General features: G+C 72.9%; 14 protein-coding genes. 7 read left to right on the forward strand and 7 right to left on the reverse strand.

The features are described from left to right. Window positions 1-5: 5 nt before the first annotated feature. A complete protein-coding gene (locus QP939_RS05490; RefSeq protein WP_285455454.1) occupies window positions 6-479 on the reverse strand; it encodes a PTS sugar transporter subunit IIB in 474 nt (157 codons plus the stop codon). A 771-nt stretch (window positions 480-1,250) separates the two neighbouring features. On the opposite strand from QP939_RS05490, the gene QP939_RS05495 reads away from it, so the two are divergent. Then, window positions 1,251-1,931: an MBL fold metallo-hydrolase gene (locus tag QP939_RS05495; RefSeq protein ID WP_285459663.1), complete on the forward strand. Its 681-nt coding sequence runs from the start codon at window positions 1,251-1,253 to the stop codon at window positions 1,929-1,931. A 167-nt stretch (window positions 1,932-2,098) separates the two neighbouring features. Here QP939_RS05495 and QP939_RS05500 read toward each other — a convergent pair whose 3' ends face one another. Then, window positions 2,099-2,596 (reverse strand): MarR family winged helix-turn-helix transcriptional regulator, encoded by a 498-nt coding sequence (locus QP939_RS05500; protein ID WP_285455455.1) that lies wholly within the window; start codon window positions 2,594-2,596, stop codon window positions 2,099-2,101. Between the two features lie 76 nt (window positions 2,597-2,672). On the opposite strand from QP939_RS05500, the gene QP939_RS05505 reads away from it, so the two are divergent. After that, window positions 2,673-3,587: an EamA family transporter gene (locus QP939_RS05505; protein WP_285455456.1), complete on the forward strand. Its 915-nt coding sequence runs from the start codon at window positions 2,673-2,675 to the stop codon at window positions 3,585-3,587. Between the two features lie 37 nt (window positions 3,588-3,624). Continuing rightward, window positions 3,625-4,809 (forward strand): glycoside hydrolase family 64 protein, encoded by a 1,185-nt coding sequence (locus tag QP939_RS05510; RefSeq protein ID WP_285455457.1) that lies wholly within the window; start codon window positions 3,625-3,627, stop codon window positions 4,807-4,809. A 155-nt stretch (window positions 4,810-4,964) separates the two neighbouring features. On the opposite strand, the gene QP939_RS05515 is transcribed toward QP939_RS05510, so the two are convergent. Continuing rightward, a complete protein-coding gene (locus QP939_RS05515; protein ID WP_285455458.1) occupies window positions 4,965-5,144 on the reverse strand; it encodes a hypothetical protein in 180 nt (59 codons plus the stop codon). 183 nt (window positions 5,145-5,327) lie between these two features. On the opposite strand from QP939_RS05515, the gene QP939_RS05520 reads away from it, so the two are divergent. The 3 genes from QP939_RS05520 to QP939_RS05530 are packed head-to-tail and all read left to right on the forward strand — an operon-like array spanning window position 5,328 to window position 7,162. Further along, window positions 5,328-5,888 (forward strand): RNA polymerase sigma factor, encoded by a 561-nt coding sequence (locus QP939_RS05520; protein ID WP_285455459.1) that lies wholly within the window; start codon window positions 5,328-5,330, stop codon window positions 5,886-5,888. Continuing rightward, window positions 5,885-6,328: a hypothetical protein gene (locus QP939_RS05525; RefSeq protein ID WP_285455460.1), complete on the forward strand. Its 444-nt coding sequence runs from the start codon at window positions 5,885-5,887 to the stop codon at window positions 6,326-6,328. Before QP939_RS05520 ends, QP939_RS05525 begins: the two co-directional genes overlap by 4 nt. 27 nt (window positions 6,329-6,355) lie before the next feature. After that, window positions 6,356-7,162, forward strand: a complete 807-nt coding sequence (locus QP939_RS05530) for an esterase/lipase family protein (protein WP_285455462.1) — start codon at window positions 6,356-6,358, stop codon at window positions 7,160-7,162. On the opposite strand, the gene QP939_RS05535 is transcribed toward QP939_RS05530, so the two are convergent. The 3 genes from QP939_RS05535 to QP939_RS05545 are packed head-to-tail and all read right to left on the reverse strand — an operon-like array spanning window position 7,152 to window position 10,026. Then, on the reverse strand, window positions 7,152-7,994 hold the full coding sequence (locus QP939_RS05535; protein WP_285455464.1) for an ABC transporter permease: 843 nt from the start codon (window positions 7,992-7,994) through the stop codon (window positions 7,152-7,154). The two genes, QP939_RS05530 and QP939_RS05535, sit on opposite strands and share 11 nt — an antisense overlap. Then, window positions 7,991-8,902 (reverse strand): ABC transporter ATP-binding protein, encoded by a 912-nt coding sequence (locus tag QP939_RS05540; protein WP_285455465.1) that lies wholly within the window; start codon window positions 8,900-8,902, stop codon window positions 7,991-7,993. Before QP939_RS05540 ends, QP939_RS05535 begins: the two co-directional genes overlap by 4 nt. Beyond that, the gene (locus QP939_RS05545) at window positions 8,899-10,026 is read right to left on the reverse strand and encodes a hypothetical protein (RefSeq protein WP_285455466.1); all 1,128 of its coding nucleotides are present in this window, start codon (window positions 10,024-10,026) and stop codon (window positions 8,899-8,901) included. Before QP939_RS05545 ends, QP939_RS05540 begins: the two co-directional genes overlap by 4 nt. A 178-nt stretch (window positions 10,027-10,204) precedes the next feature. Here QP939_RS05545 and QP939_RS05550 point away from each other — a divergent pair, with 178 nt between their 5' ends. Then, window positions 10,205-11,272: a methyltransferase gene (locus tag QP939_RS05550; RefSeq protein ID WP_434219633.1), complete on the forward strand. Its 1,068-nt coding sequence runs from the start codon at window positions 10,205-10,207 to the stop codon at window positions 11,270-11,272. On the opposite strand, the gene folP is transcribed toward QP939_RS05550, so the two are convergent. Further along, a complete protein-coding gene (gene folP / locus QP939_RS05555; protein WP_285455467.1) occupies window positions 11,262-12,140 on the reverse strand; it encodes a dihydropteroate synthase in 879 nt (292 codons plus the stop codon). The genes QP939_RS05550 and folP overlap by 11 nt on opposite strands. Between the last annotated feature and the right edge of the window lie 95 nt (window positions 12,141-12,235).

Here is a 12,235-nt window from a genome sequence, read left to right on the forward strand (position 1 = left end):
TTCGGTCACAGCCCTTTCCGGTCGAGCAACGGGACGAATTCGGCGGGCTTGTCCCGCGGCATCAGCTGCGTGACCAGCGGGACGCCGGCGGCGGCGAGCTTGCGGTAGGCGTCGGCCTCGTCCGCGGTGACCGCGATCGAGCGGGTGACCATGGTGTAGGCGGTGCCCGGGCGGGGCGCGACGTTGCCGACGTTCACGACCTCCGGCCGCAACCCGCCCTCGACCAGGCGAAACGCGTCCTCGGGGTGCTTCACGACGATCATGGCCTCGGTCCCCGGCGCGGCGGCGAGCGTGTCCGCCACCGTCAGGATGTCGGTGGGCAGCCCACGAGCGGCCTGCGGGAGCAGCATCCGCTGCAGGTCGTCGGCGGCGACGTCGTCGTTGCAGACGACGAGCCGGCGCACGCCGAGCAGCCGCGTCCACGCGACCGTGACCTGCCCGTGGACCAGCCGGTTGTCGATCCGGACGTGTGCCCCCATGTTTCTCCTCCCGGACGGCAGGAGAGACATACTGGTTAGTACCAGTATCTGTGTCAACACTGCCGGTGACCGGCCCCCTCGGACTTCGCGCGACCGACGGAAGGACCCCTCAGACCTTCCGTCGGCCCACGAGCGCGAAGTCTCTTTTTGTGCCCGGACCCTCCCATAAAGGTATATACCAGTATGGGCGTACGAGATCGACTGTCAAGAGCGGAAACCCGAAAATTATTCGGCCGGGCGCCCGATCGAAATTGCCTCGGTTCGCCAGGAGTTCACCCGGAGCTGTCCGTTCTTGTCAGTGACACGCCGATGACCGCCTCTTATCATTCCGAATGGTCTAGACCGCTGGCAGCTCCTCGACGGACGGCGCTCATCCCCGGATCCGACCCCACTCGGCGGGGGCCAACCGGGGGTGGCGGCGGCCCGGCTGAACATTCCGGGAGAAACCGCGCAACCTGCCGCCCGCCACCGTCGTTAACCGCTTCGTCCGTTCAGGGGAGGAATGCATGCCGGCCGTCAGATCGAACATCGTCCCGCTCCGGCACGCGCGTCCGGGCGTGGTGGCGTACGTGAAGAGCCCGGCCGAATGGTTCGTCGCCAACAGCGGGTGGATCCAGGGCCGCGACGGCGTCGCGCTGATCGACACCTGCGGCACCGAGCAGGCGACGCTGGAGCTGCTGCGCGACGTCCGCAAGTACGCGGGCGAGCAGGAGCTGCACGGTCGTCATCACGCACGCGCACGGCGAGCACCACAACGGCCTGGGCGTCGCGCTGCGCGAGGGCGGGACGGCGCTGGTCGCGCCCGGCAGCATCGACCTGGTCAAGGCGGGTCCGCAGACCTACGGCAACGTCTTCACCTACACGCGGTGGGGCGTACTGGAGCCGCCGGAGCCGGAGGCGGTCCAGCCGGTGACCGGCTGGCGGCGGCTCGACCTGGGCGACGCGGCCGTGGACGTGGTGGCGGTGCCGGGCGTCGCACACACGGCGGGCGACCTGGTGGTGCACGAGCCGCGCTCGGGCACGCTGTTCACCGGCGACCTGGTGGTCATCGGCGACACGCCGGTGGCGGTGCACGGCTCGATCCCCGGCTGGCTCGAGGCGCTCGACTGGCTCCAGGACACGTTCCGGCCGCGGACGCTGGTGCCCGGCCACGGGCCGGTGGCCAACCCGGGCCACACGGCGTTCCACGCGATGCGCGTCTACCTGGAGTGGCTGCTGGAGGTGACGGCGCGCCAGTCGGACTTCACGAAGCTGGCGCACCAGGCGTCGCTGCGCTGGCCGTCGTGGCGCAACCCGGAGCGCCACATCGGCAACCTGATGCGCGCGTACGCCGACCAGCACAGCCGCAAGCTGGACGTGGACCTGGCGATCGACGCGATCCTGGCGGCGGCGGGCGGCCGCATCGACCTGGACTACCTGCTGGACGGCGAGCCGGTCCGCCAGATTTCGTAGGGCCCGGCGCCAAGCGCCCCAATGTGGCCTTCGGTGCGTCAGACGCAACCAAGGCGGCCTTCGGTGCTCCACCCATGCCCCCACCGCCACCCTCAACGGAGGCGCTGCGCGCCGCAAAGCCGATTCAACGCAACCAAGGCCGCCTTGGGGCGCTTGGGTCCGCGCGCTCATGACCCCGCGCCGCCCAGGCTCTCCAGCAGGGTCCGCAGCGTCGCGGCCAGTTCGTCGCGCTCGCCTCGGCTCAGCGCGCTCAGGATCCGGTGCTCGGTCTCGACGTGGTCGGGCAGCGCGCGGTCGATCAGCTCACCCCCGGCGTCGGTCAGCTCCACCCGCACGCCGCGGCCGTCGGTCTCGTCCGGCGTGCGCTTGACCAGGCCGCGCGCCTCCATCTTGTCGAGGCGCTGGGTGATCGCCCCGGACGTCACCATCGCCGAGCGCATCAGCTCCGTCGGCGTGAGCCGGTACGGCGGCCCGCTGCGGCGCAGGGTCGCGAGGACGTCGAACGTCGCGCGATCGAGGCCGTGGCGGGCGAACGTCCGGCGCAGCTCGGTGTCGACCAGCGCGCTCAGCCGGGACAGCCGCCCGATCACCGCCATCGGGGAGACGTCGAGGTCGGGGCGCTCGGCGTGCCACTGCGCCAGGACACGGTCCACGTGGTCGGCCATCGGCCCAGCGTAGCCGATTGCTTAGCGGTAAGTGAGTGGGTAGCCATTTAGCTTAGCGCTGAGGTAATCTGTCTTAGTGCTAAACAAGACGCTGATCCTCACCGCGCTCGCCCCGGCCGTCTGGGGCTCCACCTACCTCGTCACGACGGAGTACCTGCCCCCGGACCGCCCGCTGCTCGCCGCGGTGATCCGGGCCCTGCCCGCCGGGCTGCTGCTCGTCGCGCTCACCCGCCGCCTGCCGAAGGGCGACTGGTGGTGGCGCTCGCTCGTGCTCGGCACGCTGAACATCGGCGCGTTCCTGGCCCTGCTGTTCGTCGCCGCCTACCGGTTGCCCGGCGGGGTCGCCGCCACCCTCGGCGCGCTGCAGCCGCTGCTCGTCGCCGGGCTGTCGACCGGCCTGCTCGGCGAACGCCTCACCGCGCGCACGCTGCTCGCCGGTGTCGCGGGCGTGGCCGGGGTCAGCCTGCTGGTCCTGCGCTCGAGCGCCCACCTGGACACCCTCGGCGTCGCCGCCGCGGCGGGCGGCGCGGTCGTGATGGCCACCGGCGTCGTGCTCAGCAAGCGCTGGGTGTCCCCGGCACCGCTGCTGGCGACGACCGGCTGGCAGCTCGTCGCGGGCGGGCTGGTGCTCGTGCCGGTCGCGCTGGCCGTCGAAGGGCCGCCGCCCGCGTCGTTGTCCGGCGCCAACCTGGCTGGCTACGCCTACCTCTCTCTGATCGGCGCCGCGCTGGCGTACGCCTTGTGGTTCCGGGGGATCCGCGCGCTGCCGGCCACGCACGTGACGTTCCTCGGGTTGCTGAGCCCGGTCGTCGCGACACTGCTGGGCTGGCTGGTGCTCGGTCAGCGGCTGACGGCGTGGCAGCTGCTCGGGGCCGCGGTCGTGCTCACCGCCGTCGTCTTCGCCCAAGGCAAGCCGTTGGGCCGGACGGGGGCTGATAAATATCAGCCTTTGACAACCGCTCACCGGCCCACGGACTCTGAAATGGTCTGAACAACTTGTGATCATCGGCCTCGACGAGGAGGCGCCCGTGCGCACGAGAAGTCCCATCCGAGCGAGACTGGGGGTGCTGGCCGCGGCGGCCGCCGTCGCGCTCGCCACCGCACCCGCCGCCGAAGCGGTCCCCGCGACGATCCCGTTGAAGATCACCAACAACTCCGGCCGCGCCGACCAGGTCTACCTCTACGACCTCGGCACGAACCTGGCGACCGGCCAGCAGGGCTGGGCGGACGCGAACGGCACGTTCCACGCCTGGCCGGCGGGCTCGGTCCCGCCGATCCCGGCACCCGACGCGTCGATCCCGGGCCCGGCGAACGGCCAGTCGATCACCATCCGGATCCCGAAGTTCTCCGGCCGGATCTACTTCTCCTACGGGCAGAAGCTGGTGTTCAAACTCGCGACGGGCGGCCTGGTGCAGCCGGCGATCCAGAACCCATCGGACCCGAACGTCAACATCCTCTTCAACTGGTCCGAGTACACGCTCAACGACGGCGGCCTCTGGATCAACAGCACCCAGGTGGACATGTTCTCGGCACCGTACGCGGTGGGCGTGCAACCGGTGGGCGGCACGACGAAGTCGACGGGACACCTGAAAGCGGGCGGCTACAACGGTTTCCTGAACGCGTTGCGCGGCCAGCCGGGCGGCTGGGCCAACCTGATCCGCACCCGGTCGGACGGCACGGTGCTGCGCGCGCTCGCCCCGAGCCACGGCATCGAAATGGGCGCGCTGCCCGCGAACGTGCTGCAGGACTACATCGACCGGGTGTGGTCGAAGTACAGCTCGTCGACGCTGACGGTGACCCCGGTGGCGGACCAGCCGGGCGTCAAGTACTACGGCCGGGTGTCGGGCAACGTCATGAACTTCACGAACACGTCCGGCGGGTTCGTGACGGCGTTCCAGAAACCGGATTCCGACAGCGTTTTCGGCTGCTACAAGAACCTCGACGCCCCCAACGACGTCCGCGGCCAGATTTCCCGGACGCTGTGCGCGGGCTTCAACCGTTCGACGTTGCTGACGAACGCGAACCAGCCGGACACGAGTTCGGCGGGCTTCTACCTCGACGCGGTGACGAACCACTACGCCCGCAAGATCCACGCGCAGATGGCGGACGGAAAGGCGTACGCGTTCGCGTTCGACGACGTGGGCCACTACGAGTCGCTGGTGAACGACGCAAACCCGGCGACGGCTTACCTCACGCTGGACCCGTTCAACTAGCGCGAGGACGACGGCCGATCCCGGCGCCGCTGGCGGGGCGCCGGGATCGGCCGTTCGCGCGCGCCGGAACATCCGCCCGGCCATCACCGCGGCCGACCGGAAGTCCGAGACCGGCTGAGCGCACAGCCGCCGCGCGGGACGTCTGGTGACTTCGACTAGAGCCGCGCGACGTCCGGCGCCACCGGCGTGTCCCCGAGCAGCGCGCTCCCGGGCACCTCGGTGCGCGCCGGAACGGGCACGGCCTTCCCCACCTTCACGAACACCGCCGGCTGCGCACACCCGGCAAGGTCCAGCACCAGCAACGGCACGACGAGCAGCACTTTCCGGATCCACATGATCGGCTCACCCCGGTTCCTCTCCACACACTCCCAACCGGCACACGGCCGCCACCACCACCGGGTTCAGGTGTATTTCCCCGCCGGGAACCGGATCTGCTGGACGGGGAAAGGAGTCCCCCGATGGCGTACAGGTCCGAAGGGTCGCTCTTGGCTAGGCTGAGTGGGTCAACCGGAGGTGATGTGGACACCACGGCCCTGCTCGAGGCGGCCGCGCGGGGGGACCAGGCTGCCTGGGACGCCCTTGTCGACCGGTATGCCAGCCTGCTCTGGTCGATCGCCCGCGCGCACCGGCTCGCCGATGCCGATGCCGCCGATGTCGTCCAGACGACCTGGCTGAAGCTGGTCGAGAACCTGGGCCGGATCAAGGATCCCGAGCGGTTGCCCGGCTGGCTGGCCACCACCGCCCGGCACGAGTGCCTCCGCCAGATCCGCCGCGCCGACCGGGAACGGCCGACCGACGACGCCGACTGGCGGGTCGATCCCGCGCCCGGCGAAGCCGTCGACGCCGCCCTGCTGCTCGACGAGCGCAACGCGGCACTGTGGCGCGCTCTGGAGACGTTGTCCGACCAGTGCCGACGCCTGCTGCGGGTGCTCATGGCCACTCCCCCGCCGTCGTACGCCGAGGTCGCCGACGCCCTCGACATGCCGATCGGCAGCATCGGCCCGACCCGGCAGCGCTGCCTGGGCCGGTTGCGGGAACGGGCGGGCCAGGCCGGGCTCGGGACGGAGGACGGGACGTGACCGACGAAGAGCTGCTCGACCAGCTGCGCGCGGCCGCCGCGCAGGCCGACCCCGTGCCGGACCTCGTGCTGCGGCAGGCGCGGGCCGCCCTCTCCACCCGCGAGCTCGACGCCGAACTCGCCGAGCTCGCGTTCGACACCGACCTCGCCGAGGCTGGCGCCGTCCGCGCCGCGGGGGACGAGGTCCGCCTGCTGTCGTTCGAGTCGCCGCGGGTGTCCGTCGAACTGCAAGTGGAGTACACCGACGGCCGGGTCGTATTGCGCGGCCTCGTCACCGGCGCCACCGGCGACGCCGTCATCGAGGTCTCGGGCGAGCACCACACCAGGCCGATCGACGACGACGGCTGGTTCACCGCCACCGGACTCCCCCGCGGCGCCACCCGCGTCCGGCTGACCACCCCCGACGGCACCGTGGTCACCACCGGCTGGGCGGGTCTCTGACCCCACGCCTTCGGTCATCATGGAGACATGCGGATCACGGCCTGGTGGCGCGGCATCAGTCCCCGGCGTCGCCTGCTGGTGGGCGGGGTCGCGGCCGTCGCCGTGGTCGTGCTCGCCGCGGCCCTGATCGCCGGCTCCGGCAGCGACGCCGCGCCGCGGGACGGCGTCCCCGACCAGGCGCGGCCCGGGCCGGTGCTGCTCGTCCCCGGCTACGGCGGTGGCCAGGGCGCACTCGACGAGCTCGCCGCGCGGATCCGGCAAGCGACCGGCCGCGCGACCGAGGTGCTCACCCTGGCCGGGGACGGCACCGGTGACCTCCTCGAACAGGCTGGCGTCCTGGCCGACGCCGTCGAGCGCGCGTACGCGGGCGGAGCGCCTTCGGTCGACGTCGTCGGCTACTCGGCGGGCGGGGTCGTGGCGCGGCTGTGGGTCAGCCGCGACGGCGGTGAGCACCAGGCCCGCCGGGTCGTCACGCTCGGCGCGCCGATGCACGGCACCGGCCTCGCCACGGCGGGCGGCGCGCTGGTTCCGGGCGCCTGCCCCACGGCGTGCGTCCAGCTGGCCCCCGGGAGCACGCTCATGCGGGAGCTCGCCAAGGAGCCGATCCCGTCGACCCTGCCGTGGCTGTCGATCTGGACCGAACGGGACGAGACGGTCACCCCGCCCGAGTCGGCCCGGCTCGACGGCGCCGTCAACGTCTCGCTGCAGCAGGTCTGCCCCGGCAACCAGGCCGCGCACGGTGACCTGCCCACCGACCCCGCCGTCACCGAGCTGGTCCTCCAGGCCCTCGGCACCCGGCCGCTGGAAGCACCGACCGACTGCGTCAGCTCGTGACGTCCTTCGTCGCGAAGTTCGCCCACGCCGCCCCGAAGAACACCACGATGTAGCCCGCCTGCAGAAGCAGCCCGTGGTCGATGTTGCGCCACAGCACCGGGTCGCGGAAGAAGTCGATCCACGACAGCCAGTAGTGCGTCGGCAGGTACGGCTTCACGGAAGCGGCCGCGTCCAGGGTTTCCAGCACCGAGCTGGTGATCAGCACGGCCAGCCCGCCCAGCGCGGCCCCCAGCGCCGAGTCGGTCACCGTCGAGAGGAACACCGTGATCGCGGCGAACCCGAGCATCGAAATCACGATGTACGAGACGGCGCCGAGCAGCCGCAGGCCGAGCGCCGACGAGCTGAGCGACTGCCCCGACAACGACGTCACGCCGGTCGGCTGCCCGCCCGGTCCGGCGACGCCCGGGTTGCCGCCGGTGCCGAACAGGATCACGCCCAGCACCAAGGACGTCAGCACGACGATGACGATCGCCGCGGTCACGTACACCGCCAGCGCCACCAGCTTCGCGCCCAGCAACCGGGTCCGGCCGACCGGGCGCACCAGCAGGTACCGCAGGGTGCCGCCGGACGCCTCCCCGGCGATCGAGTCGCCCGCGACGACGGCGACCGCGATCGGCAGGAACAGCGGCAGCACCAGCGCGAGCGCGGCGGCCGGGAACAACGCGCCGTCGCTCACCACCGCCGACAGGAACGCGCCGCCCTGGCCCGGCGGCGGCGCGAAGTCCGCCGTCGCCAGGAAGACGCCGACGATCGCGGGCAACAGGCACAGCAGCAGCACGCTGACCCACACGCGCGGGCGCAGCACCAGCTTCCGCAGTTCGACGCCGATCATCCGGCCGCCCCGAACCGGTCCGAACCCGGCCCCGTCACGTCGAGCACGACCTGCTCCAGCGTCCGCTGCTCGGCGTGGATCGACGTCACCCGCACCCCCGCCTCGACGAGCAGTGCGTTCAGCGCCGCCGGGTCCGCGTGCCGGATGACCAGGCGGTCGCCGTCGCGGGCTTCGAGCTGGCCGTCGAGCACCGCGGCCGCCGCGGCGGCGTCCGGCGTGCCGACCAGGACGCGGCCGGTCGCCGCCCGCAGCGTCGCCAGGTCCTCCTCCAGCACGAGCCGCCCGCGGTCGACGACGCCGACGCGCGTGCACAGCTGCTCGACTTCGGCCAGCAGGTGGCTGGACAGGAACACCGTGGTGCCGCCCGCGTTCAGCTCGACCAGCAGCTCGCGGATCTCCTTGATGCCCTGCGGGTCGAGGCCGTTGGTCGGCTCGTCGAGGATCAGCAGCCGGGGCCGCCGCAGCAGGGCCGCGGCCAGCCCGAGCCGCTGCCGCATGCCGAGCGAGTACGCCTTCACCGGCCGCTGGTCGACCCCGCCGAGCCCGACCTGCTCGAGGACGTCGTCGATGCGACGGCGTCGCGTCCGCCGCGGGCCGCCGCGCCCGGCCGCGTCGAGCAGCGCCAGGTTCCGCCGCCCGGACAGGTGCGGGTACGCGGCCGGGCCTTCGACGAGCGCGCCGACGTCCGGCAGCACCTCGGCGACGCGCTTCGGCACCGGCTTCCCGAGCACCTCGATCTCCCCGCTCGTCGCGTAGACCAGGCCGAGCAGCATCCGGACGAGCGTGGTCTTGCCGGAGCCGTTCGGGCCGAGGAAGCCGTAGCGGTCGCCTTCGCGGACTTCGAGGTCGACCGCGTCGACGGCGACGGTGCGGCCGTAGCGTTTGGTCAGCGCGTGCGTGGCGATCATCGGCCGCTCCGGCGCAGCCGGGACAGCTCGTCCGCGACCGCCTTCAGCACGTCCGGCGTCACCGTCCCGGCCAGCAGGTACGAGCGGCGGGAGACGGCCGAGCGCGCGATCCCCAGCGACAGCGGCGTGATCGACAGCTGCACGACCGTCCCGGCGGCCAGCTTCACCTGCACCGCCCCGGCTTTCCCGGCGGCGTCGCTCGCCGCGTTGGCGACCGCGCGCGGCACGACGACCACCACGAAGGACGCGAGCCCGCGGCCGTAGAGCGCGGCGCCCTGGATCCCGCCGAAGTTCGACGAGATGACCGGCCGCCCCGCCAGCGACGACGGCAGCGGGAGCTGGCTGAACGCGCCGAGCGCGTCCGAGACGTCCGGCGCGCTCGCCACGGTGAACCCGGACCCGAGGGCGGGCCGCGGCGCTTCGACGACCGGTGCCGTCTGCTCCAGCTGCTTGAACTCGGTGACCAGGATCGGGGCCGCCTGCCCGCGCGCGGTCACCTCGACGCGCACCGCGACGCCGGTCGCCGGGTCCGCCCAGAGGTCGACGCGCCCGATCGTCGTGTCCGGGTCGGCCGGGACGAGCCGCAGCCCGGACGCGGCGACACCGGCGACGTTCCGCGCGGGCAGCACGCTCACCGGGTCGTTCTTCGCGGCCTGGAGGATCCGCCGCGCGAGCTCGGGCGGCAGTAGGTCCCCGGCCCGCGGCAGCCGGACGGCGGGCTCGCCGATCAGCTCCGTCAGGGTGTTGTCGCCGTAGTCCCACGTGTATTCGCCGTCGGGCAGCCGGTAGACGTCGTGCTCGCCCGCGGTGCCGAGGATGTCGACGCGGTAGCGGTCGGGCCCGGCGTACCACGCGCGCATCGGCGTCCGCATCGAGAAGAGCGCGGTGACCGGGGCGAGGTTCGGCAGCTCCGGCAGGGCGAGCGACCCGGCGCTTTCGGCGTAGCCCTGGTACGGCCGTCCGGCGGAGTCCAGCACCAGCGCGCGCAACCGGGCGGCGTCGATCGATTCGCCGGCCGGGGCGAGCGCGGAGACGAGCGAGGGCACGGAAACCAGCACCGCGGCGACGGCCGCGACGACCGACCATCGGCGCCGCTTTTCGCGCCGCACCGGCGAGGGTGTCATCCGGCATCACCTCTTCCGTCCTTTGTACGCCATGCCCCGGGCCCCGGCGCTAGGGTCGAAGGGTGACGACGCCCGTTCATGCAGCCGTCCTGAGCTAGTCGGCTCAGGTCTTCCCGCACGCCCGCGTCTCCCGCGGGTTCTTCGTCGCGCTCGCTGCAAGAACGGAAACCCCTTTCTCGTGCCTCACCTCGTGCTGCCCGGCGAACCCGATCGCCTGCTCTTCAGCCCACCTTCGCGCCACGCGGTCGCCGCCGACGACCGCCTGTCCGCCGACGCCGCCTTGCGCACCGCGGCCTCCGGCGTCGCCCTGCTCTGGCACGGCGACTACCCGGCCGTGCGGCGGCTCCTGACCGCCATGTCCCGGCGGATTCCCGGCCCGCCGCCGGACGACTACCCGCGCTACCGGGCGGACCGCGCCCGCCGCGCCCGGCTGCTTTCGCTGCTGTACGTGCCACTCGACCCGGGTCACGTCCTCCCGCTGCGGCGGGCCCCGGACGTCCGGGACGCGTGCACCGACGTCTACGGCCCGTTGGAAGTCCCCGCCGCGGTTCCGCTGCGGGAGCTGCTCGGCGTCCTCGGCGCGGCCGAGTGGCGCCGCACCGGCATCGCCGTCGCGGCGCTCGGCGCGCGGATCCACCCGCACTACGGCGTTTTCGCCCCGGTGCGGCAGGAGTACGTCGACCTGGTGGCGGAAACGCCGTTGCCCAGCCGGGATCTCGCCTTCGACATCGGCACCGGCACCGGCGTGCTCGCCGCCGTCCTCGCCCGCCGCGGCGTGCGGCACGTGGTCGCGACCGACACCGACCCCCGCGCCGTCGCGTGCGCGACCGAAAACCTGGCCCGGCTGGGGTTCGCCACGTGCACCGAGGTGCTGCGGACAGACCTGTACCCGCCCGGCCGGGCGCCGCTGGTGGTCGGCAACCCGCCGTGGCTGCCGGGCCGCCCGCGCACCCCGCTCGACCACGCGGTGTACGACCCGGGCAGCCGGATGCTGCGCGGCTTCCTCGACCGCGCGCGCAAGCACCTCACGCCCGGCGGCGAGGCGTGGCTGGTGCTGTCGGACCTCGCCGAGCACCTCGGCCTGCGCACCCGCGAGGAGCTGCTCGCCTGGATCGACGCGGCGGGCCTGCGGGTCATCGGCCGCGTCGACACCGCGCCCCGGCACCCCCGCGCGCTCGACCCGGCGGACCCGCTGCACCGGGCCAGGGCCGTCGAGGTGACGTCGCTCTGGCGGCTCAGTCCATAGTGGACACGAGGCCCGCGACCGCCTCCACGGCCTCCCGCGTCTCGCGGACGTTGTGGGCGCGGAAGACCGCGGCCCCGGCGTGCGCGGCGATCGCCGTGGCGGCCAGGGTGCCCGCCAGGCGGTCGTGGGCCTCGACGTCGAGGGTCTCGCCGATGAGGTCCTTGTTCGACAGCGCGACCAGCACCGGCCAGCCGGTCGCGACCAGCCGGTCGAAGTGCCGGAGCAGTTCGAGGCCGTGCCGGGTGCTCTTGCCGAAGTCGAACGTCGGGTCGACGAGCACGCCACCGCGCGGCACCCCCGCCGCGACGGTCCGCTCGGCGGCGGTGGTCAGCTCGGCGACGACGTCCGCGACGACGTCGTCGTAGCGCGGCCAGAACGGCCGGTCCGCGGTCGGCGCCGGGTACGGGTCGGTCCGCACCGGCATGCCCCCGACGTGGGAGCAGACGTACCCCGCGCCGAACTCGGCGGCCACCTCGACCAGCTTCGGGTCGGCGCCGGCCCAGGTGTCGTTGAGCAGGTCGGCGCCGGCCTCGCAGACCTGCCGCCCGACCTCGTGCCGCCAGGTGTCGACGCTGATGACCAGCCCGGGGTGGCGCTCGCGCACCTCGGCGACGAACGGCACCACCCGGTGGATCTCCTCGTCGACGTCGACCTCGGGGCCCTCGCCGGCCTTCACCCCGCCGATGTCCACGATGTCGGCGCCCGCCGCGACCGCGCGGTCCACGGCGTCGCGCGCCGCGTTCTCGGCGAAGGTCGCGCCCTTGTCGTAGAACGAGTCGGGCGTGCGGTTGACGATGGCCATGACCAGTGCGCGGTCGCCGGGCATGCGGCGGCCCCGGAAGACGATTTCCGGCCGGTGTGACGTCATGCTCCCAACCCTGCCAGGTCACGGCTCGGTCCGGAACGCCGCGTCCGCGCCCGGGTGCCGGTTATCCTCGGCGCGAACCGAGGGCAGGGGGACGG

Source organism: Amycolatopsis nalaikhensis, assembly GCF_030264295.1.
Taxonomy (GTDB): domain Bacteria; phylum Actinomycetota; class Actinomycetes; order Mycobacteriales; family Pseudonocardiaceae; genus Amycolatopsis; species Amycolatopsis nalaikhensis.